We start from the raw sequence: 25,168 nt of genomic DNA on the forward strand, positions 1-25,168 counted from the left end.
AGAAGGGCGCCTCACTGGCGCCCTTCTTTTGTTTTTGCGTTTCTGGCCCGAATTACCCTTTGTAGATCTTGGGGTTAAATACATCCCGCAGCCAGTCACCCAGCAAGTTGATGACCAGCACCAGCACCACCAGACAGATGCCCGGGAAGGCGGTGATCCACCAGGAGCCGGAGAAGATGTAGTTGAAGCCGACGCTGATAAGCGAACCAAGCGAGGGCTGATCAACCGGCATCCCCAAACCGAGGAAGGAGAGTGCGGCCTCACTCATGATGGCGTTGGCCACCTGCACGGTGGAGATAACCAGAATCGGCGACAGGCAGTTGGGCAGAATGTGGCGGAACATGATGCGCGGGGCGCGGAACCCCATCACCTTGGCTGCCTCCACATACTCCTTCTTCTTCTCGGCCAGCACCGAGGCGCGCACGGTACGGGCGTACTGCGGCCACTCGGCTATCCCGATGATCACCACCAGCATCACGATGGCAAAGCGCGAGTAGAACTCGGAGCCAAAGGTCGCCTGAAAGATGGCGGAGATGATGATCGCCACCATCATGGTGGAGAACGACAGCTGCACGTCGGCAAAGCGCATCAAGAGGTTATCGATACGACCGCCAAAGTAGCCTGCGATCAGGCCGATGACGATCCCCAGCACGAGCTGCAGCCCCACCGCAAACAGACCAATGGTGAGGGAGATACGGGCACCATAGAGGATGGTGCTCCAGATATCCCGTCCCTGGTTGTCGGTGCCGAGCCAGAAGCGCTCCTCGCCGCCATCCAGCCATGAAGGAGGCAGTTCGGCATCCATCAGGTCAAAGCTGGTCTGGTCATAGACGTTGTGCGGAGCGATCCAGGGAGCCAGCAAGGCAGCCACCACGAACACCACGAACACCGCAAAGCTGAACATGGCTACCTTGTCCCGCAGGAAGTAGTAGACGATGTCGGAGTTCTTGAAACGTGCCCAACGGCTTGGGCTTGCAGTTACAGCATTAGTCATGCGCTTACCCCTTGGCAGTCAGGTTAACGGTCGGGTTGATCAACCCGTAGAGCAGGTCGACCAGAGTATTGGTTACCACAAAGATCAGTCCCACGAAGATGACGTAGGCGGTGATCAGCGGGGTATCGACCCGGTGGATCGCCTCGAGGAACAGGAAGCCGGTCCCCGGCCACTGGAACACGCTCTCGGTAAGGATGGTGTAGGCCACCATGGTGCCGATCTGCACACCACCGACGGTAATGACCGGCAGCATGGTGTTCTTCAGGGCGTGCTGGTAGTAGACCTTGTTGTTGTCCAGCCCCTTGGCGCGGGCGAATTTGACGTACTCGGATGAGAGCTGCTCCAGCATCTCGGAGCGCACCAGCCGGATAAACAGCGGCAGCATGATGGAAGAGAGCGACACCGCAGGCAGGATCAGGTGCTTGATGCCGTCCCAGGTGAAGAAGCCCGACTCCCAGCCCAGCAGATTACGGGTCTCGCCACGGCCATAGGCTGGCAGCCAGCCCAGCTGGATGGAGAAGAGATACATCAACATGATGGCGGTCAGGAACACCGGGATCGAAATGCCGATACTGCTCCCCGCCATGATGATCTTGGTGGGAATGCTGCGCGGCCGGATCGCCGAGTAGACACCCAGCGGAATGGAGACCACGACGATGATCAGTGCGGCGGCAAAGACCAGCTCAAGGGTAGCTACCAGCTTGTCGAGGATCACCTCAAGAGCCGGTCGCTTGAAAAAGTAGGAAGTGCCCAGATCCCCGTGCACCGCATTTTTCAAAAAGCGGCTGTATTTGACGAGGAAGGGATCGTTGAGGCCCATCTTCTCGCGCAATTCGTGGCGCTGGGCTTCGGAGACGGATTGTCCCACCAGCTCGCGCAACGGATCCCCCAGGTTGTCCTGGATGGAGAAGGCGACCAGGCTGATGACGAACATCACTATCACGGCCTGATAGAACCGTTTCAGCAGGAATGTAAACATGCTTGTCCTTCTACGTGGCCTGTGTCGTGGCACAGGCTTCTGTTAGCAGGCGGAGTGGCCAGCTGACCACCCCGCCCCGTCCTTCCTTGTGGCGTTCGCTTACTTGCCGACCACCAGATCGCCGAAGTAAGGGAAGTTCATCACGTTGACCACCGGCTTGATGTCGACGTTCTTCTTGGCACCATAGGCCAGATCTTCCCAGTGCAACGGCACGTAGGCAGCATCCTCGATCACCATGGCTTCAACCTTCTTCAGCATCTCGGCACGCTTGGCCGGATCGGTCTCGGCGTTGGCCTGTTCGATCAGCTTGTCAGCCTCTGCGTTGGCATAGCCGGCGCAGTTGTACTGACCCATACCGGTCTTGGCATCCTTGGTGAAGGTCAGGAACTCGAAGAAGTTCGCGGTATCTTCAGTGTCGGAGTGCCAGCCAATCATCTGCATGTCGGCGGCGCACTTGTCAAACTCCGGCCAGTACTGGGCCACCGGCATGGTCTTCAGATCCACCTTGATGTTGATCTTGGCCAGCATGGCGGAGACAGCCTGGGCAATCTTGACGTCGTTGACGTAACGGGCTGCCGGAGCGATGAAGGTCATCTTGAAGCCCTTCTCGTGACCTGCTTCTTTCATCAGCTGCTTGGCTTTGGCCAGATCATACTGGGGCACCAGCGCTTCGTTGTGACCGGCATAGCCTTTCGGGCTCAGCTGGCCGGCTGGGGTACCAAAGCCCTTGTTGATCTTCTCGACGATACCCACCTGGTTGATGGCGTAGTTGATCGCCTGACGCACGCGCTTGTCTTTCAGCGCCGGGTTGGTGTTCTGGTTCAGCTCGATGATGATGGCGCGGGTACCGGACAGGGTGACCAGTTGGGAGTCCTTGCCATTCTTCACGCGCTCCAGATCGTTCGGCGCAACCGGGTAGATCACGTCCACATCACCACCCAGCAGCGCGGCTACACGGGTCGCGTCTTCCTTGATCGGCACCACGGTCAGGTTCTCGACGTTACCCTTGGAGGCCTTGTCCCAGTAGTTGGGGTTGCGGGCATAATCGAGCTTCACGCCCTGCTCGCGGAACTTGACGGTGAACGGGCCAGTACCGGAGACGTGGGTAGAGGCATAGGAGTCACCGTTCTTGACGATCTCGGCCTTGTCTTTGCCCGCTTCGGTCTTGCCGGTGTAGAACTTGGAATCCATCGGGAAGATGTAGGTGACGGTCTGCAGGATCAGCGGGAACGGCTTGGCGGTGATCAGATCGACGGTGTAGTCATCTACCTTCTTCACTTCAACGATGGGGTCGAAGATCGCCTTGAAGTCGACGGAGGACTTCAGACGGTTGACGGTCCATACCACATCATCGGCAGTAAAGTCGTTACCGGAGTGGAACTTGACACCCTTGCGCAGGTGGAAGCGGACGGTCTTGTCATCGACACGCTCGAACTTCTCGGCCAGACGCGGCTCGAATTTCAGATCCTGGGTGTAACGCATCAGGGGATCGAATACCAGGTGCGACATCTCCAGGGTCTGACCGGAGAGCTGCTCCTGCGGATCCAGCGAGGTAGCATCGGAGGCGACGCCTACCTTGATATCAGCGGCAGAAACGCTGAAGGCGAAACCGGCGGCAAACAGCGCCAGGGCAATCTTGGAAAATCCTTTCTTCATCTTTTTCTCCATGCTTTTGGCTTTTTTATTAACGAACAACGGGTTTGAGCGACCATCCGGCGCACCGGCGCTCTCCTAGCTTGCGATTTCCAGCCCCTCGCGGGACATTCCCTTGAACTCCGGCATGAGGGAGATCAGCTTGCGGCTGTACTCATGCTCGGCATTGGTAAAGAGTTTCTCGGTCTCGGCCACTTCCACCAGATGACCGTGCTGCATCACCCCGATGCGGTCGCACATCTGGCGGATCACCGGCAGATCGTGGCTGATGAACAGCATGGTGAGCTTGAGCTCCTGCTGCAGATCCTTGAGCAGGTTGAGGATCTGGGCCTGTACCGACACATCCAGCGCCGAGGTCGGCTCGTCGCAGATGAGAAAACGGGGGCGAGTCGCCAGCGCACGGGCAATCGAGATACGCTGGCGCTGACCGCCGGAGAACTCGTGGGGATACTTGACCCCGGCTCCGCGGCCAAGGCCAACGTGATCGAGCAGATCCCCGACAATCCCCTCGATCTGGCTCTCGCTGCTCGCCAGCTGGTGAAAGCGGATCGGCTCGGCGATGATGTCGCGCACCTTCATCCGCGGGTTCATCGACGAATAGGGGTTCTGGAACACCATCTGCATCTGGCGACGCAGGGGGCGGCGCTCGCGCTCGCTCTTGAGGGCAGTCAGATCGATCCCCTCAAAGACGATTTTTCCGGTATCAGGCGGATAGAGACCGGTGATGGCGCGGGCAATGGTCGATTTACCGGAGCCGGACTCCCCCACCAGACCGAAGGTTTCACCCTCGAAGATCTCGAAGCTGATGTTGTTGCAGGCACGCACATACTGGCGGCGGCTCGGGAAGATGGAGTCCTTGGTAACGAACTTCAGATCGACGTTCTCCACCCGCAGCAGCGCCCCTTCATAGGCTCGCTCGTCCTGACTCTGACCGAGCCAGTGGGTCTTGAGGTCGATATTGGTATCCGGCGCGCTGGCATCCTCGATATAGGAGACCAGCGGGAAGCGCACCAGCTTCACGTCGGAGCGAGGCACCGCCGAGATGAGGCTGCGGGTATAGGGGTGATTAGGGCTGCCCAGCACCTGCTCGGTGCGGCCAAACTCCACCAGATCGCCGCGATACATCACCGCCACCTTGTCGGTCACGTTGGAGACCACGCCCATGTCGTGGGTCACCAGCATGCAGCCCACCTGACGCTCCTTGCAGAGGGTGCGGATAAGCTGGAGGATCTGATCCTGAATGGAGACGTCCAGCGCCGTGGTCGGCTCGTCGGCGATGATGAGTTCAGGATCGCCGGAGAGGGCGATGGCGATCACCACCCGCTGGCGCATGCCACCGGAGAACTGGTGCGGATACTGCTTGATGCGCAGCTCCGGGCTCGGGATACCGACCGCCTTCATCAGATCAAGCGCCTTGGCAAAGGCCGCTTCGCGTGACAGATCGGTGTTGGCCAGGATGGTCTCGACCAGCTGGTGTTCAACGGTGAACAGCGGGTTGAGGGAGGTCATCGGATCCTGAAAGATAAAACCGATGCGTGAACCACGGATGGCCCGCATCTCGTTCTGGCTCTTGCCAGAGATAAGCTCGCCATTGAGGTAGATGTCGCCACGGGCGATGCGACCGGGCGGGCTCAGGAGATCGATGACGGCGTTGCCGATGGTGGATTTGCCGGCACCGGACTCACCCACGACGCCGACAATCTCCCCTTTTTCGATGGAGAAAGAGAGATCCTTCACTGCGGCCAGTACCCCGTAGCGGGAGGGATACTCGATCCGCAAGTTCTTTACTTCGAGCAAGGACATGTTTACCTCTGCGGGGGACATCCGTCCCAAATAATTCGTCCATAAATCGGCCGCAGATGCCGGTGCTGCTCAGGGCAATTAATGCTCAATCCGTGTAGCAGTTAAACCAGCGATCCGGGCGGGTTTTTTGCATTTTTTTGGAATAACCCGCGAGTAAATTAGACGGTTTGCCCACGGGTGTAAATGATTGAGTTATACAATTCCGCAATGTTTTGCGCAGATAACCACCATTTCCATAGCGAAAAATGATGACTATAGTCACAAAAACGGCCCGCATATCCATATACCTACCGCTAGCATTACTTTAATTTCAACAAGAACGCAACAAGCAGCATTTATCACTATTCTCTGTTCGCGGTAAGGCCCCGAATGAGTAGTGAATATTTATGTGAAATGGATGATATACGGCAGCATATGCCGATGAATGAAAATTAGGCAGATATAAATCGGGGAGAGCTGTAACAGTCACTCCCCGGGAGAGGGCAATCAAGCGAGCCAGGCGGCCAGTAATTGCATACAAATGAGGGCGAACAGAGCGGCGATCAGATCGTCCAGCATGATGCCAAGGCCGCCGTGGATACGGCGATCAAACCAGGAGATGGGCCAGGGTTTGAGCACATCGAACAGGCGAAACAGCAGGAAGCCCGCCAGTACCCACTCCCAACCGGCCGGCGCAGCTATCATGGTGACGCCAAAGCCGATCACCTCGTCCCAGACGATGGCGCCGTGATCCGGTATGCCGATGGCATCGGTGGCGCTCTGGCAGATGCGGATACCGATCAGGAAACCCACCACCAGCAGGGCGATAAACCAGTGGGTTGGCAGCCCACTCACCAGCAGGTAGAGCGGGATGGCGGCGATCGTTCCCATGGTGCCCGGCGCCTTGGGGGAGAGACCGGAGCCAAAGCCCACCGCCAGAAAGTGGAGCGGATTCTTCAGATCCAGTCGTTTCAGCTCGGGCTTTATCGTGAACAGACTCATGCGAAGTGATCCCACCCTTTCAGTTGCAGCTCGACCGGCTGCTCGCCACGCAGGTACTCGATGCCCGGTTCACCCGCCACGATGCGGCCGATACGGGTAAACTTGACCCCGCTGTGGGCCAGCGCGGTATCGAGCGCGCCGTGATGCTCCTGCGGTACGGTGAAGCAGAGCTCGTAGTCATCGCCGCCGGCCAGCGCTAGCTGCCACGCATCCTGCTCGCTCACCGCATCCTGCAGCACCGGCGAGAGCGGCAGCAGATCGAGGTCGATCTGGGCCCGCACACCGGACGCCTTGAGGATATGGCCAAGATCCGATGCCAGACCGTCGGAGAGATCCAGCGCACTGCCCGCCAGTCCGCGCAGTGCCTGTCCGGCCAGAATGCGGGGATGAGGGTGGTCGAGGCGCGGCAGCACGGCCGCCAACTGGTTCTCGTTGAGGGTGCGTTTGCCCAGCAGGTGGGAGAGCGCCAGGGCGGCATCCCCCAGAGTGCCGGTGACATAGATGCCGTCACCGGCTTTGGCACCGCTGCGCATCAGGGCGCGACCGGCAGGCACCGACCCCTTGACCGACACCGTGATGGAGAGCGGCCCGCGGGTCATGTCCCCGCCCACCAGCGCCACGTTGTAGTACTCGGCGAGCTCCAGGAATCCTTCGGCAAAGCCGGCAACCCAGCTTTCGTTGATGGCCGGCAGCGTCAGCGCCAGCGAGACCCAGCGCGGCTCGGCCCCCATGGCGGCGAGATCGGAGAGATTGACCGCCAGCGCCTTGTAGCCGAGATCGACCGGATCCATGTCGGGGAAGAAGTGCACGCCGCTGACCAGGGTATCCGTGCTCACCGCCAGCTGGGTGTCGGGGGGCAGGGTCAGCAGGGCGCAATCGTCTCCAGGGCCCATCACCACGTCCTTGCGGGCGTGGGGGACCTTGAAGTACTTATCAATCAGCTCGAATTCACCCATACAGTAAAAAGCCAGCGATAAGCTGGCTCCTCTATTAGATGCTGATGAACGCAGCTATCAGCGCTTGTCCAGCGACTTGATCACCTTGTCCAGTACACCGTTGACAAACTTGTGGCTGTCATCGGCGGCGAAGGCTTTGGCCAGCTCGATCGCTTCGTTGATGACCACGCGCGGCGGCACATCATCACGACGGGTCAGCTCATAGGTCGCCAGACGCAGGATCGCCTTGTCCACCATGTCCACTTCTTCCAGCGGACGGGAGAGGAAAGGTGCGAAGACCTTGTCCAGCTCGTTGCAGTGGAGCGATACCCCGAACAGCAGATCGCGGAAGTAGTTCAGGTCTACACCCTTGGTGTCCTGATCGATCTTGAACTGCTCTTCGATGTCACCCACGTTGGCCTTGGTCATCTGCCACTGGTAGATGGCCTGGGTGGCGCAATGACGGGCTTTACGGCGCTCAGACGGTTTCAATGCATTTCTCCTCGTTACACGTCCAGTTCTTTCAGGACGTTGATCATTTCAAGCGCTGCCAGTGCAGCCTCTGCACCCTTGTTACCCGCCTTGGTACCTGCACGCTCGATGGCTTGTTCAATGTTTTCGGTAGTCAGCACGCCGAAGGCGACGGGGATTTCATACTCCATCATCACCTGGGCCATGCCTTTGCTGTTCTCGTTTGCCACCAGATCGAAGTGGTAGGTGCCGCCACGGATGACAGTACCGACCGCCACGATGGCGTCATATTTGCCGCTCTTGGCCAGCTTCTTGATAACCAGCGGCATTTCAACTGCGCCCGGTACTTTCACCAGAGTCAGATTGCTGTCCTGCACTTGACCTTGACGCTTCAGTACGTCTACTGCACCACTCACCAGGCTGTCGTTGATGAAGCTGTTGAAACGGGCAACGACAATGGCAACGCGCGCCTCGGGAGCGGCAATGTTTCCTTCGATAACCTTCATTGGAAATCCTGTATCTGTGAAAGCAAAAGGGCCGGAGTCAAAAGTGCGCACATTCTAGCACAACAGACCCACGACAAAAACCATGGCCGCAACGAGCGGCCATGATCGCAAATTCAACGGGCCGGCGTGGTCATGCGCCGGCATACTCCACGACTTGCCGAGGACGGATAACGCCCTCGGCAAGCCGCAACTGTGGCTGTTATTCGCCTATGTATTCAACCACTTCCAGACCGAAACCACCGAGGGCATGGTACTTCTTCGGCGAGCTCAACAGGCGCATCTTGCTCACGCCAAGGGCCTTGAGGATCTGGGAACCGACGCCTACCCGGCGCGAAGTGCCCTGCCACTTGGCTCCTTCCGGCGCCAACCCCTTGTCGGCAGCTTCAAAGCCCCTGACCCGGGCCAGCAGCTCGGCGCCGTGGGCTTCCGCCCCCAGGATCACCAGCACCCCGCCCTCGTCGGCAATGCGGGCCATGGATTTGGGCAGCGGCCAGCTGCGGGCGGCATGGCGATCGGTCAGCAGCAGATCGCTCAGCACGTCGTGCAGGTGAACCCGCACCAGGGTCGGCTGATCGGCCTGCACCTCACCCTTTTTCAGGGCGAAGTGAACCTGATTGTCGATGGTGTCGCGGAAAGTGATGAGATCAAACTCGCCAAACTCGGTCGGCAGCTTGCATTCGGCCACCTTCTCGACCGTGGTCTCGTGCTGGTTACGGTACTCGATAAGGTCGGCGATGGTGCCAAGCTTGATGCCGTGCTCCTCGGCGAACAGCTCCAGATCCGGGCGGCGCGCCATGGTGCCATCTTCATTGAGGATCTCGACGATGACGGCGGCAGGCTCGAAACCGGCCAGACGGGCCAGATCGCAGCCCGCTTCGGTGTGGCCGGCACGGGTCAGCACGCCGCCATCCTGCGCCATCAGCGGGAAAATGTGGCCCGGCTGCACCAGATCGGCCGCCTTGGCATTGGCCGCCACGGCGGCCTGCACGGTCACCGCGCGATCAGCGGCGGAGATACCTGTGGTCACCCCTTCTGCCGCCTCGATGGAGACGGTAAAGGCGGTGGAGAACTGGGCATTGTTGCGATCCACCATCAGCGGCAGCGCCAATTGCTTGCAGCGATCCCGGGTCAGGGTCAGGCAGATGAGGCCACGGCCGTAGCGGGCCATGAAGTTGATATCCTCCGGACGGACGCAGGAGGCGGCCATGATGAGGTCCCCTTCGTTCTCCCTGTCTTCGTCATCCATCAGGATCACCATCTTGCCAGCCTTTATGTCGGCAATGATTTCCTGGGTTGTGCTCAGCGCCATGGGCTACTCCATCTGTCTATTTGGGGATTGAGCCCGCAGGCTCAACGGGAATGCGAGATATGCTGCTCTAGATTGGGGCGCATGGCCCCATTTCAATCGGAGCGGGATCACAGAAAATCGTTTTGGTCGGGGCCAGCCCCCCGACCATCAGAGAAAACCGGCCTTGGCCAGCTTGTCCAGAGTCAGGGTGGAGGCGCAGCTCTCCTGACTCTTGCCCATCATCAGCCGCTCCAGATAGCGGGCGATCTGATCGACCTCGAGGTTGACCTTGTGGCCCGGCTTCCAGCTGGCGATGGTGGTCTCCTGCGCGGTGTGGGGCACGATGGTCAGGCGGAACAGCTCCCCCTGCACCGCGTTGACGGTAAGGCTGATGCCATCCACCGCAATGGAGCCCTTCTCGGCGATGTAGCGGGAGAGCTCCCCCGGCGCCTTGATCCAGTACTCGATGGCGCGGCCGCTGCTGGAGACGCTTTTCACTTCCCCTACCCCGTCCACGTGGCCGGAGACCAGATGGCCGCCGAGGCGGGAGGTGGGCATCAGCGCCTTCTCGAGGTTGACCCGATCGCCCACCTTGGCGGCGGCAAAGCCGGTACGGGAGAGGGTTTCCAGCGACACGTCGGCGGTATAGCGCTTGTCGCCCAGCGCCACGACGGTGAGGCAGACGCCGTTGGTGGCGATGGAGTCACCCAGTTTGACGTCGCTAAAATCCAGTGCGGGGGCATGGACGGTAAGGGCCATGTCCTCCCCCTGACGGCGCAGCTCGGCCAGAGTCCCCACCGCTTCGATAATTCCGGTAAACATGCAGATCACCTTGCTGATGAAGGGGGCAGCTGCTGCCCCCTTGAACATTGAAAGATCAGGCTATTTTGGCGGTAATGCGAATATCCGGCCCTACCATGCGCACATCCTTGATGGCGAGCTTGGGGGCCTGGAACAGCCGGGTCAGGCCGGGCAGATGGAACAGGCCGCGCCCCTCATCGCCCATCAATTTGGGCGCCTGATAGAGCACCAGCTCATCCACCAGCCCCTTTTCCAGCAGAGCGCCGCACAGCCGCGGGCCCGCCTCGACCAGTACCGAGTTGATATTCTGTTTGGCCAGCAGCATGAACAGGCTGACCAGATCCAGCTTGCCATCCAGCAGCGGCAGCTCCAGCTGCTGCACCCACGCGGGCCACTCGCCGGACGCCTTGTGACGCGCCAGCAGCACCGGACTCTCGCTCTGGAACAGCGGCAAGTCGGGGGTGAGCCGGTTTTGCGAATCGACGATGACCCGCAGCGGCTGGCGCAGGGTCTCTTTGGGATAGCTCGCCTTGACCGAGGGGGGCAGCTCGTCCCAGCGCACGGTCAGGGAGGCGCCATCGGCCAGCACAGTCTCGGCGCTGGAGAGCACCGCATCGTGGCGGGCACGCAGCCGCTGCACGTCACGGCGCGCATCCGGGGAGGTGATCCACTGGCTCTCGCCGCTCGCCATGGCGGTGCGGCCATCGAGACTGGCCCCCAGCTTGACGGTCACTCGCGGGAAGGCGGTACGCATCCGCTTGAAAAAGCCCGGGTTGAGCGCTTCCGCTTCGCTCGCCAGCAGGCCGAAATCGGTCTTGATGCCAGCTTCGGAGAGCATGCGCAGGCCGCGTCCGCCCACCTGGGGATTCGGGTCAACCATGGCCGCCACCACCCGGGCCACGCCGGCATTGATCAGCGCCTCGGCACAGGGGGGAGTACGACCGTGGTGGGAGCAGGGTTCGAGGGTCACATAGGCGGTGGCACCACGGGCGTTGTCACCGGCGGCGCGCAGGGCGTAGACCTCGGCATGGGACTCGCCCGCCTTCTGATGCCACCCCTCGCCAACCACCACGCCATCCTTGACCAGCACGGCGCCGACGCAGGGGTTGGGGGCCGTGGTGTAACGGCCGCGGCGGGCCAGCTCGAGGGCCCGACTCATCCATTGGTAATCATCTTGACTAAACATCCGGGCTCCTGTTTCCAGCAACGTATCCCGTGTGGTGCAGCAATCTGATGGGGCAAGAAGATGAGTTGCGTTCTCTTACCTCTTGCAGCTCACCATCTTATCGCCAACAACATCGGGCAGATCGGCCATGGCATCTCCTGCCATGGCGGCAGGCGCCGACTCGCAGATTGCGGTCGCACGCCCTCATATTTTTTCACCAGCGAAACAATACTCAGCTTGGATGTTTCACTGGCGTAACAGTCCATTTGCCAGCCGGCAGCCAGCGTGGCGGCCCCGGCCGATTATGCCCCCTCCGATCCGGGAGGGGTTCGCAGCCGTTACTTCTCCAGCTTGGCGATCTCTTCGCCAAACTCACGGATATCTTCAAAGCTGCGATAGACGGAGGCAAAGCGGATATAGGCCACCTTGTCCAATCCCTTGAGTTCATCCATCACCAAATTGCCCACCAGCTGGGAGGCGACTTCCCGCTCGCCGGTAGCGCGCAGGCGTGACTTGATGTGGTTGACCGCCTTTTCGATGGCTTCCATGCTCACCGGACGCTTCTCCAGCGCCCGCAGGATACCGGCCCGCAGCTTGTCCTCGTTGAACGGCTCGCGCGAACCGTTGGACTTGATGACCCGCGGCATCACCAGCTCGGCCATCTCGAAGGTGGTAAAACGCTCGTGACAGAGCAGGCATTCGCGACGGCGGCGCACCTGATGGCCTTCGGCCACCAGACGGGAATCGATCACCTTGGTATCAACGGCACTACAGAAAGGGCAATGCATCTGACCTCCGGCGTTAACAAAACGGGGCACCCGCCACAGGTGCGGGTGTTAGGTCGGCCAGTGTAGCACGGCCATCCAACCGCGGTAAAAAGCGCAAAAGCGTGATTTTTCCAGTCGTTATTGCCAGGAGGCAACTCAGTCGTCATAAGGCAGGCTATCGGGATCGCAATCCTGATAATCGGGGGCAGGATCGACCATAAACCGCACCGCATCGATATGGTTGTGGCCCAGCAGCAGCGCCTTGCCGACCCTGTGCATGCCATCCATCACCCGACCGGCGCTATCGAGAATGATCGGATAGGCGAGATCCGCCGCCATGATGAGCTGGCAGTGCTCGACCACGCTGCGTACCGTGGGGCTGGTGCTGCCATGACCGTACCAGTGATCGCGGTCAAGCTCGGCAATGTCGCTCAATGCCACCGCCTGCCGCGGCAGATCACGGCTCAGTCGCACCAGCCGCCGTACATCCCATGCCAGCAGCCCCTGCTCGCTGGCACGAAAGTGATACTGGGCGCGGATTGCCAGCCGAAGCTCCGCCTCCAGCGCCTTGTCCCGCTCTGCGCAGGAGTGTGCCTCTTCGCTCTGCATCTTCTCTTCGCGGTTCAATCTCATTCCTCCCGTGTTGCCCAACGCCATAAAAAACAATGCCACCCGAAGGTGGCATTGGTCTCAAACCGGACGGTCTGACTTATCAGCCATACACCGGGAAGCGGCGGCAGATATCCAGCACCTTCTCGCGTACGGTGGCCAGCACGGCATCATTGTCGTGGTTGTCCAGTACGTCGCAGATCCAGTGGGTCAGCTCGATGGACTCGGCTTCCTTGAAACCGCGGCGGGTGATGGCCGGGGTACCGATCCGCACACCGGAGGTGACGAACGGGGAGCGCGGGTCGTTGGGCACGGAGTTCTTGTTGACGGTGATGTTGGCTTTGCCCAGCGCAGCGTCAGCATCCTTACCGGTCAGCTCGCGGCCGATCAGATCAACCAGCATCAGGTGGTTGTCGGTACCGCCGGAGACGATCTTGTAACCGCGCTCGATGAAGGTAGCAGCCATCGCCTTGGCGTTTTTCACGACCTGAGCCTGATAGGTCTTGAACTCGGGCTCCAGCGCCTCTTTGAAGGCAACGGCTTTACCGGCGATGACGTGCATCAGCGGGCCACCCTGACCACCCGGGAAGACGGCAGAGTTGAGCTTCTTGTAGAGCTCCTCATCGTCAGCGGCGGAGAGGATCAGACCACCACGCGGACCGGCCAGGGTCTTGTGGGTGGTGGAGGTGACCACGTGAGCGTGGGGAACCGGGTTCGGATAGACGCCAGCGGCGATGAGGCCTGCCACGTGGGCCATGTCAACGAACAGGTAGGCACCCACCTTGTCGGCGATTTCACGCATGCGGGCCCAGTCAACGATGCCGGAGTAGGCGGAGAAGCCACCGATCATCATCTTCGGCTTGTGCTCGACAGCCTGGCGCTCCATATCGTCGTAGTCGATCTTGCCAGACTCATCGATACCGTAAGGCACGATGTTGTACAGCTTGCCGGAGAAGTTGACCGGAGAGCCGTGAGTCAGGTGACCGCCGTGGGCCAGGTTCATGCCCAGTACGGTGTCGCCCGGCTGCAGCAGGGCCATGTAGACGGCGCTGTTGGCCTGGGAGCCGGAGTGCGGCTGCACGTTGGCGTAGGTGGCACCGAACAGCTCTTTGGCGCGCTCGATAGCCAGGGTTTCAACCACATCCACATACTCGCAACCACCGTAGTAACGCTTGGCGGGGTAACCTTCAGCGTACTTGTTGGTCAGCTGGGAGCCCTGGGCTTCCATGACTCGGGGGCTGGTGTAGTTCTCGGACGCAATCAGCTCGATATGCTCTTCCTGACGACGGGTTTCGTCTGTGATGGCCTGCCACAATTGCGGATCATAATTGGCGATGGTCATGTCACGTTTCAACATCCGTTTCTCTCCTGAAAATCGTTTGCGCGATAGGTGAAGTGGGCCCGCGCATTGTAACGTGAGCTGGATCAAAGAGACAGTCCAACCACCTAAAAAAATGTTGAATTTATGTTGTAAAAATCAGGAGTGCCTGCCCGCCCCGGCCTGCAATCGTGACTCAAAAAGTCTCATTCAACCCTGCTTTTGAACTGGGCAAAACCAGAAGGGGATCACAACGATCCCGTTAGCCTTCCGGTAACATCTTCATTCGAAACAAATTTCATCATGATGGAGCTGATTGCAGCCATGCATCCGAGGGGCTGCACCTAACCGGAGGAATTGAAGATGGATCATCTGCTCACCTTTCTGATCCTGGCGATCTTTTTTCTGTTTTACTGGGTCTACTACACCAGCCAGCGCAAGCATATCCCCACCAGCGCGTGGGAGGAGCTCCCGACAAAGATGGAGTATCTGGCGATCCACCCGGAGGCGGTCGATGGCGACATCATCTTCTGTTCCCACTGCGGCCATCACGAATTGATGGAAGTGGGGCTGGTACATCTGGCAGATTATCGTCGCGAATGGGTCTGTTCCAAGTGCAAGCAGGTGCTCTTTCGCGATGACGATACCCACTCTCTCTGATGTGCCAAATGGCACAAGGAACAGATAATGAAACAGTTACACGCCAGCTGCCTCTGCGGTGCCATCCACCTCACCCTGCCTGACCAGTTCGACTACATGGGCAACTGCCACTGCTCGGAGTGCCGCAAGTTTTCCGGCTCCGACTATGCATCCGTCGGTGGACTGGATGGCAGCAAGGTCACCGTCACACAGGGCGAGGAGGCGCTGACACGCTACCGCAAATCGGCCGAGACCACCCTCGCCTTCTGCCGCAATTGCGGATCCAGCCTTTTTAGCGAGAAGCAGAGCAGCGGCAAGATCAACCTGCGACTGGGGATCCTCGACGATGTGCCGACCCAGAGCCCCAACTTCCATATCTTTGTCGGATCCAAAGCGCCCTGGCATCAGATTGGCGATGATTGTCCGCAGTTCGAGACTCGCCCCTGACGCGGGCGACCTGCCATAAGTACGCCGGGGTGGCGCAAAGCGACCCGCAACGTTTCCTTTATTTTTAAAGTCGTTAGAATCGGGGGCCATCAAGGCTCCCGATTGCCATCTACGGAGGAAAAATGCAGGACTTTATGGCTACCAGCGAACGCCGGGCCGAACTCTACTGGTGGTTCTCCACCCTGTTCGCCGCTGAACTCAGTGATGAGCAGATCGCCGAATATGACACCTATGATGTGCGAAGCTTCCTGAAAAGCCTCTCGACCCTGGATCCGATGCGCGACGCCGTGGCCGAACTCAACGATGCCATCGCCCGCCTGCTGGTGCGCCAGGATCGCCAACAGGAACTCGCCGCCGACTTCGCTGGCCTGTTTCTGGTGGATCCCAAGCAGGGTGCCCTGCCCTACGAGTCCCTCTACCGTGGCGATGCCAAGTTGCTGATGCAAGCCCCGATGGCCGAGATGCAGGCCCGCCTCGATCGCCTCGGCATCAATGTCAGCGACAAATACAAAGAGCCTGCCGACCATCTGGCCATCGAGCTGGACCTGATGGGCAATCTCATCATCCGCGCGGCGGAAGCAAAGAGTGCAGCCGAGCGGGAAAACTGGCTCGACGAACAGGAAGCGCTGCTGCACGGCCACCTGCTGGGCTGGTTCGACAAGTTCGAAACTGCCTGCCGCGCCGCCGACCAGTTTGGCTTTTACGGCGCCAGTGCCCGTCTGCTGGGGGTATTCCTCAAGATGGATGCCAACTACCTGACTCTGGTCAAGCCGGCCCAGGCCAGCTAAACCGATGAAAACAGCCCTGCTTCTGATTGCATGCTGGCTGTTGGCCCTGATCCCGCAGGATCAGGGCATTACCCCTCTCGCGGCCCTGCTGTTCAATCCGGATCGCGACCTCTACGGTACTGCCCAGCTCACCGGCTTTGCCGGCATCCTGCTGACCCTCTATCTTTCCAACCTCGGTGTCGAGGTGGTGTTGCGCCGCCGCTTCCAGATAGCCGGCATGCTGGCCCTGCTGGCAGCCTGGATTGACTTCATCCAGAGCAGCGGCAGCAGTGCCCACTGGCTGCAACTCTATGCGCTGGCCCTGCCTTTCCACCTGCTCGGCTGGCTGGTGTTTGTGCGCGGCGTTCAGGCCTTTGGCCGCCAGAAGGGATAAACCTTTTTCTTTCAATAACCTGCCTCTATTTCTGTCAATCCCCTTGCACGTTGTATGGCTGTAACTATCTCGCCTGGCTCCCCGTCAGAGAGTTCGTGCCATACTCAGAGACGATGTTAATGACAGATAAGTCAATGCCGGGGCCATCATGGACAGAAAACCTCTCAGCAACGATACCGATGCTCTCATGACACAGCTCTCCGATCATTCGGTGCTGGAGCAGCTCATGGGCACTGCGCCGCTGGGCATCGGCGTGTTCGATCGGGAGTTTCGCTATCGCAAGGTCAATCAGGTGCTGGCCGACATCAATGGCAAAACCATCGAGGAGCATCAGGGCAAACACCTGCGGGAGGTCGTTCCGAAACTGGCGCCGACTCTGGAACCCATGTTTCAGCAGATCATGCGCAGCGGCATTCCCTACGTCGATATCGCCATCACCGGCCAGACTGCAGCCCACGACAGCAACTATCGTCGCTGGCAGGCCACCTACAGCCCGATGCGCGATGAGCAAGGAGAGCTGAGCGGTATCCTTGCCATTGTGCGTGACATCACCGAGCAGTATGAAACCGAGCAGCGGCTGCAACTGGCGATGCGAGCGGCCCAGATAGGAGTGTGGGAGTGGCATGTAGAGGAAGATCGCATGCTGTTCGACGGTCAGATAGAGCCTCTTCTCGGCATTCCGGCCAACCGCTTTCGCGGGGGCTTGCAGACATTTGTCGACTGCTTTGAACCGGAATCTGCGCGCCAGCTCAAGTCGGCCCTGCTGGGGCGGGAGCCCATCCACCTCACTCTGAGTTATCTAACCCCCCAGCAAGAGCGTCACTGGGTCGATATTCATGCCGACCATGTGCCCGCCACCGAGTCGGTCGGTCAGCGAGTAATGGGTGTGATCCACAATGCCACAGCCCGTCGCCGCCAGGAGGAGCGGCTTCATCAGGCCAACGTGGTGTTCGATACCACGGCTGAGGGGATCATCATCCTCGACAGCGAACAGCGTATCATCTCAGTCAACCCGGCCTTTACCATGCTGACCCAATATGATGCCGAGGAAGTGACAGGACGAACGCCGGACATCATCATGCACCCAAGGCGCTACATGGAGCATGACTATCCCTGGCATAACCTGCGTCCCGGCAACCACGCCTGGCATGGCGAGATGGTCTGCCTGCGCAAGGATGGCAGCTACTTCTCCTCCTGGCAGCAGATCAGCGCCGTCTACGACAGTTTCAACAACACGACGCATTATGTGATTGCCCTCTCCGACATCAGCGCTATCCGCAAGGTAGAGGCCGAACTGAACCACCTTGCCTATCACGATACACTGACCGAACTTGGCAACCGCCATCTGCTGCAAGAGCGGCTGGCCCTTGAACTCAAAACTGCGCAGCTCAATCACACTCGCCTCGGGCTGCTTTTCATCGATCTTGATGGCTTCAAGCTGATCAACGACAGCCTGGGCCATGGGGTCGGCGATCAACTGCTCAAGCGGTTGGCCGAACGGATCAACGGCTGCCTGCAACAAAACGATCTGGCCACCCGATTGGGGGGTGATGAATTTCTGGTACTCATTCCCTATCTGGAACATCCCGACGAGCTGTCTGCTCTGGCCAATACGCTGCTCGCCGCGCTGCGCGAACCGGTAGAGCTGGACCATGAGCTGGTTGCCATTTCGGCCAGTATCGGCATTGCCATGTATCCGGATCATGCCGAAACACCGGAAAATCTGGTCAGCGCGGCAGACAGCGCCATGTATGAAGCCAAAAGCCAGGGACGCAACGGTTATCAGTTTTACACCCCGAGCATGGCGGCACGGGCCCGTGAACGGATGCAGATTGAACAGGGGTTGCTCAAGGCGATGGAGCTGGAACAGCTCTGTATCTTCTATCAACCCATGACCGATCTGAACGATGGTCACCTGAGTGGTCTGGAGGCCCTGCTACGCTGGCAACACCCGAATGAAGGGATGATCAACCCGGCCCGTTTTATTCCGGTTGCCGAGGAGTGCGGCCTCATCGAAAAAATTGGCGAGTGGGTGATGCGCCATGCCTGCGAGCAAGGCCAGGCTTGGCTGGCCGCCGGCCTGCCCGTCCCACGGATGTCGGTCAACGTGTCAGTACGGGAGATGCGATCTCCCGGCTATGTGGAGCGGGTGGCTGCCATTCTGAGCGAAACGGGATTTCCGCCACAGCGGCTGGAGATCGAGGTGACGGAGAGCATTATCCAGCGGGTCGAACAGAGTCTGGATCTCTTTACCCGTCTGAAAAGTCTCGGTGTTCAGATTGCCATCGATGACTTTGGTACCGGCTTCTCGTCACTGAGTTTGCTGAAAACCCTGCCCATCGATCGCATCAAGATCGATCGGGCTTTCGTACAGGCCTTGCCGGAGGACAAGAATAGCCGGGAACTCTGCCGCACCATCATCAATCTGGCCGACAGTCTGGATATGGAGGTCACCGCCGAGGGTATCGAGACGCGGGCCCAGTATACCTTCCTGCAATCACTCAACTGCGGCGAAGGACAGGGCTATCTGTTCAGCAAACCGCTGCACGTCAACCATATGGGCGACCACCTGCATCAACGCATGCACTCATAGTGGCAGACAGTCATTATCACCAACCGGGAGGCATCCGCCTCCTGGCTGCCAACCGGATTACCACTCAATCTGCAAGCGGGATTCCCAACCATCATCACGGTCATTGAGCATGCGCGTCAGCGGTGATTCGCCAGCATAACGGGGGACAGGCTCGCTGAAGGTGAGTCTGGTGCCGGGATCTTTGGCCTGCCATGCATGACCAAGCTGATCGGCCACCCGATCCCGCAGCGCAGGTGAGGACTCCTGATGGGTGATCTCGAACTCTTTCAGAGGTTCGCCAGCAGGAACTGGCGCATCAAACTGCCAGAGGGATGCACAGAGCAACAGGGAAAACATGACGACCTCCAATTAATCAACACGCCCCTTTTTACCGACTCATTGATTAATTGTCATCGACTACCCTGTAACCAAATATTGCCGTCTATCCAAAAGTCTAATTGCCCCCACCCGCCAAAGGTATAAGTTGTTACTTAATCATTAAAAAAATGTATTCAAAGGAGTGAGTGATGAGCGAGAGCAAGGTCTACCCGGTCAAACCCCATATCAGCAACAGCGCCCTGCTCGACAAGGGCGACTACGCCGCCATGTACCAGGCCTCCGTCGAGGATCCCGATACCTTCTGGGGTGAACAGGGCAAAATCCTCGACTGGATAAAGCCCTACACCAGGGTAAAAAACACCTCCTACGATCCGGGCCATGTCTCCATCAAATGGTTTGAAGATGGCCAGCTCAACGTCTCCGCCAACTGCCTCGATCGCCATCTCGCAGAACGGGGTGATAAAGTCGCAATCATCTGGGAAGGGGACAACCCCGCCGAAGATCGCAAACTCACCTACCGCGAGCTGCACGCCGAAGTGTGTAAGTTTGCCAACGTCTTGAAAGCCCAAGGGGTTCATCGCGGCGACGTGGTCTGCCTCTATATGCCCATGGTGCCCGAGGCCGCCATCGCCATGCTGGCCTGCACCCGTATCGGCGCGGTACACAGCATCGTCTTTGGCGGCTTCTCGCCGGAAGCGCTGGCCGGCCGCATCATCGACTCCGGCTCCCGCATCGTCATCACCGCTGACGAAGGGCTGCGTGGTGGTCGCGCCGTGCCGCTCAAGAAGAATGTGGACGAAGCGCTCACCAACCCGGATACCCAGGTCAGCAAGGTGATCGTGCTCAAGCGCACCGGCGGCAATGTTGCCTGGCACAACCATCGCGATGTGTGGTGGCACGAAGCGACCGCAGCTGTCAGCAGTGACTGCCCGCCGGAGGCGATGAACGCCGAAGATCCGCTCTTTATCCTCTATACCTCCGGCTCCACCGGCAAACCCAAGGGGGTACTACACACCACCGGCGGTTATCTGGTCTATGCCACCCTCACCTTCAAATATGTGTTCGACTACCACGAAGAGGACATCTACTGGTGTACCGCCGATGTGGGCTGGGTCACCGGTCACTCCTATCTGGTCTACGGGCCGCTTGCCAACGGTGCCACTACCATCATGTTCGAAGGGGTGCCCAACTACCCGGCCACCAACCGCATGAGTCAGGTGGTGGACAAACACCAGGTCACCATTCTCTATACCGCCCCCACCGCCATCCGCGCCCTGATGGCCAAAGGCACCGAGGCCGTGACCGGCACCTCGCGTTCGAGCCTGCGTATCATGGGCTCGGTGGGTGAGCCCATCAACCCGGAAGCCTGGGAGTGGTACTACCGCACCATAGGCGATGAGCGCTGCCCCATCGTCGATACCTGGTGGCAGACCGAAACCGGCGGCATCCTGATCACCCCGCTACCCGGTGTGACCGACCTCAAGCCGGGTTCAGCCACCAAGCCGTTCTTCGGCGTACAGCCGGCGCTGCTCGACAATATGGGCGAGCCGCTGGAAGGCGCCACCGAGGGCAATCTGGTGATCACCGACTCCTGGCCGGGTCAGATGCGCACCGTGTTCGGTGATCACGAACGGTTCGAGCAGACCTACTTCTCCACCTTCCCCGGCCGCTACTTCACTGGCGACGGTGCCCGTCGCGATGCCGATGGCTACTACTGGATCACCGGACGAGTGGATGATGTACTGAACGTCTCCGGCCACCGCATGGGTACCGCCGAAATTGAATCGGCGCTGGTTGCCCATCCCAAGATCGCCGAAGCTGCGGTGGTGGGGGTGCCGCACGAGATCAAGGGTCAGGGTATTTATGCCTACGTCACCCTGATTGCCGGCGAAGAGCCGAGCCGCGAGCTGCATAAAGAGGTGAAGGAGTGGGTACGCAAGGAGATCGGCGCCATCGCTACCCCGGATGTGATCCACTGGGCCGAGGGACTACCGAAAACCCGTTCCGGCAAGATCATGCGGCGAATTCTGCGCAAGATCGCCACCGGTGAGACCGACAGTCTGGGGGATATCTCCACCCTGGCGGATCCGGGGGTAGTGGACAAGCTGATCCGCGAGAAATCGGAAGCAGCCTGATCCCTCTGCCAACTCACTTTCAAAGCCGGCCTCGTGCCGGCTTTGTTGTTTTCGGGACGGTGCAAACAGCCTGCACTACCGGAACCTCGCTCCCGGGGCGGGGAAGCTCAATAAATAGGCAGATGTAGAGATTAGACCAGTAAAATGCTGCTAATTTTCACGAAATCAATATAATTGCGAAATCTGTGTGCCAGGGCACACCGATTTGCGCAGAAAATGGCTAGATTTCTGGTAGTCCACAAGATAGCTGATAGATAGCAGCATTATCATCGAGGATGTACTCAATATGTCGCAAAATCACCGCATTCTCCTGCTCAACGGACCGAATCTGAATCTGCTGGGCAAGCGGGAACCGGGTATCTACGGCAGCAAGACGCTTGATGAAATCGTCGCCGATCTGACGCTCAACGCCAGCGAACTCGGTGTAACTCTGGAACATCTGCAATCCAACGCCGAACACGAATTGATCAGCCGCATCCATCAGGCCATGGGCCAGGTGGATTTTATCATCATCAATCCGGCCGCCTTCACCCACACCAGCGTCGCCATCCGCGATGCACTGCTGGGTGTCGCCATCCCCTTTATCGAAGTGCACCTGTCAAACGTCCATGCCAGGGAGCCGTTCCGTCATCACTCCTATCTGTCTGATGTCGCCAAAGGGGTCATTTGTGGTCTGGGGGCCGATGGCTACCAATTCGCTTTAACCGCGGCCGTGCGCCATCTGCGCGCGGCTTGATAATCACTGATCAGATAAAGAAGAAAGAGAATGCTAATGGATATCCGCAAAATCAAGAAGCTGATTGAACTGGTTGAAGAGTCCGGCATCGCCGAACTGGAGATCTCCGAAGGTGAAGAGTCCGTTCGCATCAGCCGCAACTTCGCAGGTCAGGTTACTGCCGCACCGCAGATGATCATGCCACAGGCTGTTGCTCCGGTTGCCGCCCCTGTTGCTGCTGCTCCGGCTGCCGCTGCACCGGCCGCAGATGCCACCCCGAGCGGTCACCTGATGCGCTCCCCGATGGTCGGCTCCTTCTACCGCTCCTCCAGCCCGGATGCCAAGCCGTTCGCGGAAGTGGGTCAGCAAGTCAATGTCGGCGACACCCTGTGCATCGTCGAAGCCATGAAAATGATGAACCAAATCGAGTCTGACAAGGCCGGTGTGATCAAAGCGATCCTGGTTGAAAATGGTCAGGCCGTCGAATTCGACGAGCCACTGTTCATCATCGAATAAGGGATATCGCCACCCATGTTGGATAAAGTAGTCATCGCCAACCGCGGTGAAATTGCCCTGCGGATCCTGCGCGCCTGTAAAGAGCTCGGGATCAAGACAGTGGCCGTTCACTCCACCGCCGACCGGGAGCTCATCCATGTGCTGCTGGCCGACGAATCCATCTGTATCGGCAAGCCGGCCAGTACCGACTCCTACCTCAATGTGCCGGCGATCATCGCCGCTGCCGAGGTAACCGGTGCCGTTGCCATCCACCCGGGTTACGGCTTCCTCTCCGAGAACGCCGACTTCGCCGACATGGTCGAGAAGTCCGGTTTCGTCTTCATCGGCCCGCGTGCCGAGACCATTCGCCTGATGGGTGACAAGGTCTCCGCCATCGAGGCGATGAAGAAGGCTGGCGTACCTTGCGTACCGGGCTCTGACGGCCCCGTCGACAACGACGCCAAACGCAATGCTGCGATTGCCAAGCGCATCGGCTATCCGGTGATCATCAAGGCCGCCGGTGGCGGTGGTGGTCGCGGCATGCGCGTAGTGCGCAACGAAGCGGAACTGGCGGGCGCCATCGCGCTGACCAAATCCGAAGCGGGCCAGTTCTTCAAGAACGACATGGTCTACATGGAGAAGTACCTGGAGAATCCGCGCCACATCGAGATCCAGGTGCTGGCTGACGGTCAGGGCAATGCCATTTATCTGGGCGAACGCGACTGCTCCATGCAGCGACGTCACCAGAAAGTGGTGGAAGAGGCTCCGGCTCCGGGCATCACCGCCGAGATGCGCAAGTTCATCGGCGAGCGCTGCGTACGCGCCTGTATCGAGATCGGTTACCGCGGTGCGGGCACCTTCGAGTTCCTCTACGAAAACGGCGAGTTCTACTTCATCGAGATGAACACCCGTATCCAGGTGGAGCATCCGGTTACCGAGATGGTCACTGGCGTCGATCTGATCAAGGAGCAGCTGCGCATCGCCGCTGGCCAGCCCCTGTCGATCACCCAGCAGGATATCCGCATCCATGGCCACGCCATCGAGTGCCGGATCAACGCCGAAGACCCGGCCACCTTCATGCCCTCTCCGGGCCTGATCAAGAGTTTCCACGTCCCGGGTGGTCTGGGCGTGCGTTGGGACTCCCACATCTATGCCGGCTACAAGGTGCCGCCCCACTACGATTCGATGATCGGCAAGCTGATCTGCTACGGCGAGAATCGTGACATCGCCATCGCCCGCATGCGCCATGCGCTGGACGAACTGGTGGTCGAGGGCATCAAGACCAACGTGCCGCTGCAAAAAGAGATCATGAAAGACGAAAACTTCCAGCACGGTGGTACCAATATCCACTACCTGCACAAGAAGCTGGGTCTGTAAGATCTCGCAGGCAGAACAATCACTTCCGGCCGGATAGCAGCCCGCTGCTTATCCGCAATCCAGCCGGGAGGCGGCTTCGCAAGAAGCCTCTGCTGAAAAAGGGCCATGGCGACATGGCCCTTTTTTGTTATCCTTGCGCCCCTCAATTTGTCGGAGGCCAAGGTGAACCGTTTCGCTCTCGCCCGCCGGGAAGCCGCTTTTTGTCTGCTGCTGACCCTGCTCTACTTCTTTGCCTGGTATGGCACCGCCTATTTCATCCCAGTCCATCTGGAGCTGTGGGACATCCCGCTCTGGTTCCTGCTCAGCTGCATGGTGATGCCACTTATCTTCATCATCCTCTGCGCCCTGATGGTCAATCGCCTCTTCGTGGATATCCCGCTCGATACCCACACCAGCCCGCAGAAGGAGCCCGCCCGTGAATCTTGAGTTGATGCTGCCGCTCTTCATCTATCTGGTGCTGGTACTGGGGGTCGGTTTCTGGGCCAGTCGCCACCGCGCCGGCGGCAACTTCGTGCAGGAGTACTTCATCGGCAACCGCAGCATGGGTGGGCTGGTGCTGGCGATGACCCTGGTGGCGACCTACACCTCGGCCTCCTCTTTCATCGGTGGGCCGGGTGCGGCCTACAAGATTGGTCTGGGCTGGGTGTTGCTGGCGATGATCCAGCTGCCCACCGTCTGGCTGACCCTGGGGGTACTGGGCAAGAAGTTCGCCATCATCGCCCGTCGGGTCAATGCGGTGACCATCAACGACATGCTGTGGGCACGCTACCAGAGCAAGGCGGTGGTGGTGCTGGGTTCGGTCACCATCATCCTCGCCTTTATCGCCACCATGGTGGTGCAGTTTATCGGTGGCGCCCGCCTGCTGGAGACCGCTACCGGCCTCTCCTACCAGCAGGGGCTGATGCTGTTTGCCAGTTGCGTGCTGCTCTACACCATCATCGGCGGTTTTCGCGCCGTGGTGATGACCGATGCCCTGCAGGGGATCATCATGCTGATCGGCACCGGCGCCCTGCTGGCA

At 59.4% G+C, this 25,168-nt stretch carries 26 protein-coding genes; 11 read left to right on the top strand and 15 right to left on the bottom strand.

All coding sequences use genetic code 11. The features are described 5' to 3' along the window. Positions 1 to 52: 52 nt before the first annotated feature. The 14 genes from AACS24_RS19410 to glyA all read right to left on the bottom strand — a co-directional run bounded on the left by AACS24_RS19410 (position 53) and on the right by glyA (position 14,309). A complete protein-coding gene (locus tag AACS24_RS19410) occupies positions 53 to 994 on the bottom strand; it encodes an ABC transporter permease (RefSeq protein WP_041207967.1) in 942 nt (313 codons plus the stop codon). Between the two features lie 4 nt (positions 995 to 998). Next, positions 999 to 1,973, bottom strand: a complete 975-nt coding sequence (locus tag AACS24_RS19415; RefSeq protein WP_041207966.1) for an ABC transporter permease — start codon at positions 1,971 to 1,973, stop codon at positions 999 to 1,001. A 99-nt stretch (positions 1,974 to 2,072) separates the two neighbouring features. Continuing rightward, a complete protein-coding gene (locus AACS24_RS19420; RefSeq protein WP_108571706.1) occupies positions 2,073 to 3,629 on the bottom strand; it encodes an ABC transporter substrate-binding protein in 1,557 nt (518 codons plus the stop codon). Positions 3,630 to 3,704: 75 nt separating this feature from the next. Continuing rightward, positions 3,705 to 5,429 carry a dipeptide ABC transporter ATP-binding protein gene (locus AACS24_RS19425; protein ID WP_108571707.1) on the bottom strand — a complete coding sequence of 575 codons (1,725 nt, stop codon included), beginning with the start codon at positions 5,427 to 5,429 and terminating at the stop codon, positions 3,705 to 3,707. A 486-nt stretch (positions 5,430 to 5,915) separates the two neighbouring features. Next, complete coding sequence (locus AACS24_RS19430) at positions 5,916 to 6,410, bottom strand: phosphatidylglycerophosphatase A family protein (protein ID WP_108571708.1); 495 nt, start codon at positions 6,408 to 6,410, stop codon at positions 5,916 to 5,918. Continuing rightward, on the bottom strand, positions 6,407 to 7,366 hold the full coding sequence (gene thiL / locus AACS24_RS19435) for a thiamine-phosphate kinase (RefSeq protein WP_041207962.1): 960 nt from the start codon (positions 7,364 to 7,366) through the stop codon (positions 6,407 to 6,409). The genes AACS24_RS19430 and thiL overlap by 4 nt, the downstream gene beginning before the upstream one ends. A 57-nt stretch (positions 7,367 to 7,423) precedes the next feature. Beyond that, on the bottom strand, positions 7,424 to 7,837 hold the full coding sequence (gene nusB / locus AACS24_RS19440; RefSeq protein ID WP_033114140.1) for a transcription antitermination factor NusB: 414 nt from the start codon (positions 7,835 to 7,837) through the stop codon (positions 7,424 to 7,426). A 14-nt stretch (positions 7,838 to 7,851) separates the two neighbouring features. Beyond that, a complete protein-coding gene (gene ribH, locus AACS24_RS19445) occupies positions 7,852 to 8,322 on the bottom strand; it encodes a 6,7-dimethyl-8-ribityllumazine synthase (protein WP_033114139.1) in 471 nt (156 codons plus the stop codon). Between the two features lie 199 nt (positions 8,323 to 8,521). After that, positions 8,522 to 9,631, bottom strand: a complete 1,110-nt coding sequence (gene ribBA, locus AACS24_RS19450; RefSeq protein WP_108571709.1) for a bifunctional 3,4-dihydroxy-2-butanone-4-phosphate synthase/GTP cyclohydrolase II — start codon at positions 9,629 to 9,631, stop codon at positions 8,522 to 8,524. Positions 9,632 to 9,778: 147 nt separating this feature from the next. Then, on the bottom strand, positions 9,779 to 10,432 hold the full coding sequence (locus AACS24_RS19455; RefSeq protein WP_108571723.1) for a riboflavin synthase: 654 nt from the start codon (positions 10,430 to 10,432) through the stop codon (positions 9,779 to 9,781). A gap of 55 nt (positions 10,433 to 10,487) precedes the next feature. After that, positions 10,488 to 11,597, bottom strand: a complete 1,110-nt coding sequence (gene ribD, locus AACS24_RS19460) for a bifunctional diaminohydroxyphosphoribosylaminopyrimidine deaminase/5-amino-6-(5-phosphoribosylamino)uracil reductase RibD (RefSeq protein WP_108571710.1) — start codon at positions 11,595 to 11,597, stop codon at positions 10,488 to 10,490. Between the two features lie 317 nt (positions 11,598 to 11,914). Then, complete coding sequence (nrdR, locus tag AACS24_RS19465; RefSeq protein WP_033114135.1) at positions 11,915 to 12,364, bottom strand: transcriptional regulator NrdR; 450 nt, start codon at positions 12,362 to 12,364, stop codon at positions 11,915 to 11,917. 135 nt (positions 12,365 to 12,499) lie between these two features. Next, complete coding sequence (locus AACS24_RS19470; RefSeq protein ID WP_108571711.1) at positions 12,500 to 12,976, bottom strand: hypothetical protein; 477 nt, start codon at positions 12,974 to 12,976, stop codon at positions 12,500 to 12,502. 79 nt (positions 12,977 to 13,055) lie between these two features. Next, complete coding sequence (gene glyA, locus AACS24_RS19475) at positions 13,056 to 14,309, bottom strand: serine hydroxymethyltransferase (RefSeq protein WP_108571712.1); 1,254 nt, start codon at positions 14,307 to 14,309, stop codon at positions 13,056 to 13,058. A gap of 324 nt (positions 14,310 to 14,633) precedes the next feature. On the opposite strand from glyA, the gene AACS24_RS19480 reads away from it, so the two are divergent. The 5 genes from AACS24_RS19480 (at position 14,634) to AACS24_RS19500 (ending at position 19,110) form a co-directional block, all read left to right on the top strand. Beyond that, complete coding sequence (locus AACS24_RS19480; protein WP_033114132.1) at positions 14,634 to 14,930, top strand: hypothetical protein; 297 nt, start codon at positions 14,634 to 14,636, stop codon at positions 14,928 to 14,930. A gap of 27 nt (positions 14,931 to 14,957) precedes the next feature. Beyond that, positions 14,958 to 15,356, top strand: a complete 399-nt coding sequence (locus AACS24_RS19485; RefSeq protein ID WP_033114131.1) for a GFA family protein — start codon at positions 14,958 to 14,960, stop codon at positions 15,354 to 15,356. Between the two features lie 122 nt (positions 15,357 to 15,478). Next, on the top strand, positions 15,479 to 16,144 hold the full coding sequence (gene torD, locus AACS24_RS19490) for a molecular chaperone TorD (protein WP_108571713.1): 666 nt from the start codon (positions 15,479 to 15,481) through the stop codon (positions 16,142 to 16,144). Between the two features lie 4 nt (positions 16,145 to 16,148). Continuing rightward, a complete protein-coding gene (locus AACS24_RS19495; RefSeq protein WP_033114129.1) occupies positions 16,149 to 16,517 on the top strand; it encodes a hypothetical protein in 369 nt (122 codons plus the stop codon). A 187-nt stretch (positions 16,518 to 16,704) separates the two neighbouring features. Beyond that, on the top strand, positions 16,705 to 19,110 hold the full coding sequence (locus AACS24_RS19500; protein WP_375124332.1) for a sensor domain-containing protein: 2,406 nt from the start codon (positions 16,705 to 16,707) through the stop codon (positions 19,108 to 19,110). 57 nt (positions 19,111 to 19,167) lie between these two features. Here the strand turns inward: AACS24_RS19500 and AACS24_RS19505 are convergent, their stop codons facing one another. Further along, complete coding sequence (locus tag AACS24_RS19505) at positions 19,168 to 19,446, bottom strand: hypothetical protein (protein ID WP_108571715.1); 279 nt, start codon at positions 19,444 to 19,446, stop codon at positions 19,168 to 19,170. Positions 19,447 to 19,616: 170 nt separating this feature from the next. On the opposite strand from AACS24_RS19505, the gene acs reads away from it, so the two are divergent. The 6 genes from acs to AACS24_RS19535 form a co-directional block, all read left to right on the top strand. Then, complete coding sequence (gene acs, locus AACS24_RS19510; protein WP_041207951.1) at positions 19,617 to 21,563, top strand: acetate--CoA ligase; 1,947 nt, start codon at positions 19,617 to 19,619, stop codon at positions 21,561 to 21,563. Between the two features lie 286 nt (positions 21,564 to 21,849). Then, on the top strand, positions 21,850 to 22,299 hold the full coding sequence (gene aroQ / locus AACS24_RS19515) for a type II 3-dehydroquinate dehydratase (RefSeq protein ID WP_041207949.1): 450 nt from the start codon (positions 21,850 to 21,852) through the stop codon (positions 22,297 to 22,299). Between the two features lie 36 nt (positions 22,300 to 22,335). Beyond that, entirely contained in the window at positions 22,336 to 22,794 is a 459-nt protein-coding gene (gene accB, locus AACS24_RS19520; protein ID WP_108571716.1) for an acetyl-CoA carboxylase biotin carboxyl carrier protein, read from the top strand. Positions 22,795 to 22,809: 15 nt separating this feature from the next. Next, on the top strand, positions 22,810 to 24,150 hold the full coding sequence (gene accC, locus AACS24_RS19525; protein WP_033114123.1) for an acetyl-CoA carboxylase biotin carboxylase subunit: 1,341 nt from the start codon (positions 22,810 to 22,812) through the stop codon (positions 24,148 to 24,150). 162 nt (positions 24,151 to 24,312) lie between these two features. Continuing rightward, the gene (locus tag AACS24_RS19530; RefSeq protein ID WP_108571724.1) at positions 24,313 to 24,576 is read left to right on the top strand and encodes a YhdT family protein; all 264 of its coding nucleotides are present in this window, start codon (positions 24,313 to 24,315) and stop codon (positions 24,574 to 24,576) included. Next, positions 24,566 to 25,168: sodium:solute symporter family transporter (locus AACS24_RS19535; RefSeq protein ID WP_441296536.1), on the top strand; the 603-nt coding region annotated here is incomplete at its 3' end. The genes AACS24_RS19530 and AACS24_RS19535, both read left to right, overlap by 11 nt.

The organism is Aeromonas sp. HMWF016 (genome assembly GCF_963878195.1).
Classification (GTDB): domain Bacteria; phylum Pseudomonadota; class Gammaproteobacteria; order Enterobacterales; family Aeromonadaceae; genus Aeromonas; species Aeromonas lacus.

Coding starts and splice junctions, on each gene's coding strand:
- AACS24_RS19410 (WP_041207967.1), bottom strand. CDS start 994: ATGACTAATGCTGTAACTGCAAGCCCAAGCCGTTGGGCACGTTTCAAG.
- AACS24_RS19415 (WP_041207966.1), bottom strand. CDS start 1,973: ATGTTTACATTCCTGCTGAAACGGTTCTATCAGGCCGTGATAGTGATG.
- AACS24_RS19420 (WP_108571706.1), bottom strand. CDS start 3,629: ATGAAGAAAGGATTTTCCAAGATTGCCCTGGCGCTGTTTGCCGCCGGT.
- AACS24_RS19425 (WP_108571707.1), bottom strand. CDS start 5,429: ATGTCCTTGCTCGAAGTAAAGAACTTGCGGATCGAGTATCCCTCCCGC.
- AACS24_RS19430 (WP_108571708.1), bottom strand. CDS start 6,410: ATGAGTCTGTTCACGATAAAGCCCGAGCTGAAACGACTGGATCTGAAG.
- thiL (WP_041207962.1), bottom strand. CDS start 7,366: ATGGGTGAATTCGAGCTGATTGATAAGTACTTCAAGGTCCCCCACGCC.
- ribH (WP_033114139.1), bottom strand. CDS start 8,322: ATGAAGGTTATCGAAGGAAACATTGCCGCTCCCGAGGCGCGCGTTGCC.
- ribBA (WP_108571709.1), bottom strand. CDS start 9,631: ATGGCGCTGAGCACAACCCAGGAAATCATTGCCGACATAAAGGCTGGC.
- AACS24_RS19455 (WP_108571723.1), bottom strand. CDS start 10,432: ATGTTTACCGGAATTATCGAAGCGGTGGGGACTCTGGCCGAGCTGCGC.
- ribD (WP_108571710.1), bottom strand. CDS start 11,597: ATGTTTAGTCAAGATGATTACCAATGGATGAGTCGGGCCCTCGAGCTG.
- nrdR (WP_033114135.1), bottom strand. CDS start 12,364: ATGCATTGCCCTTTCTGTAGTGCCGTTGATACCAAGGTGATCGATTCC.
- AACS24_RS19470 (WP_108571711.1), bottom strand. CDS start 12,976: ATGAGATTGAACCGCGAAGAGAAGATGCAGAGCGAAGAGGCACACTCC.
- glyA (WP_108571712.1), bottom strand. CDS start 14,309: ATGTTGAAACGTGACATGACCATCGCCAATTATGATCCGCAATTGTGG.
- AACS24_RS19480 (WP_033114132.1), top strand. CDS start 14,634: ATGGATCATCTGCTCACCTTTCTGATCCTGGCGATCTTTTTTCTGTTT.
- AACS24_RS19485 (WP_033114131.1), top strand. CDS start 14,958: ATGAAACAGTTACACGCCAGCTGCCTCTGCGGTGCCATCCACCTCACC.
- torD (WP_108571713.1), top strand. CDS start 15,479: ATGCAGGACTTTATGGCTACCAGCGAACGCCGGGCCGAACTCTACTGG.
- AACS24_RS19495 (WP_033114129.1), top strand. CDS start 16,149: ATGAAAACAGCCCTGCTTCTGATTGCATGCTGGCTGTTGGCCCTGATC.
- AACS24_RS19500 (WP_375124332.1), top strand. CDS start 16,705: ATGACACAGCTCTCCGATCATTCGGTGCTGGAGCAGCTCATGGGCACT.
- AACS24_RS19505 (WP_108571715.1), bottom strand. CDS start 19,446: ATGTTTTCCCTGTTGCTCTGTGCATCCCTCTGGCAGTTTGATGCGCCA.
- acs (WP_041207951.1), top strand. CDS start 19,617: ATGAGCGAGAGCAAGGTCTACCCGGTCAAACCCCATATCAGCAACAGC.
- aroQ (WP_041207949.1), top strand. CDS start 21,850: ATGTCGCAAAATCACCGCATTCTCCTGCTCAACGGACCGAATCTGAAT.
- accB (WP_108571716.1), top strand. CDS start 22,336: ATGGATATCCGCAAAATCAAGAAGCTGATTGAACTGGTTGAAGAGTCC.
- accC (WP_033114123.1), top strand. CDS start 22,810: ATGTTGGATAAAGTAGTCATCGCCAACCGCGGTGAAATTGCCCTGCGG.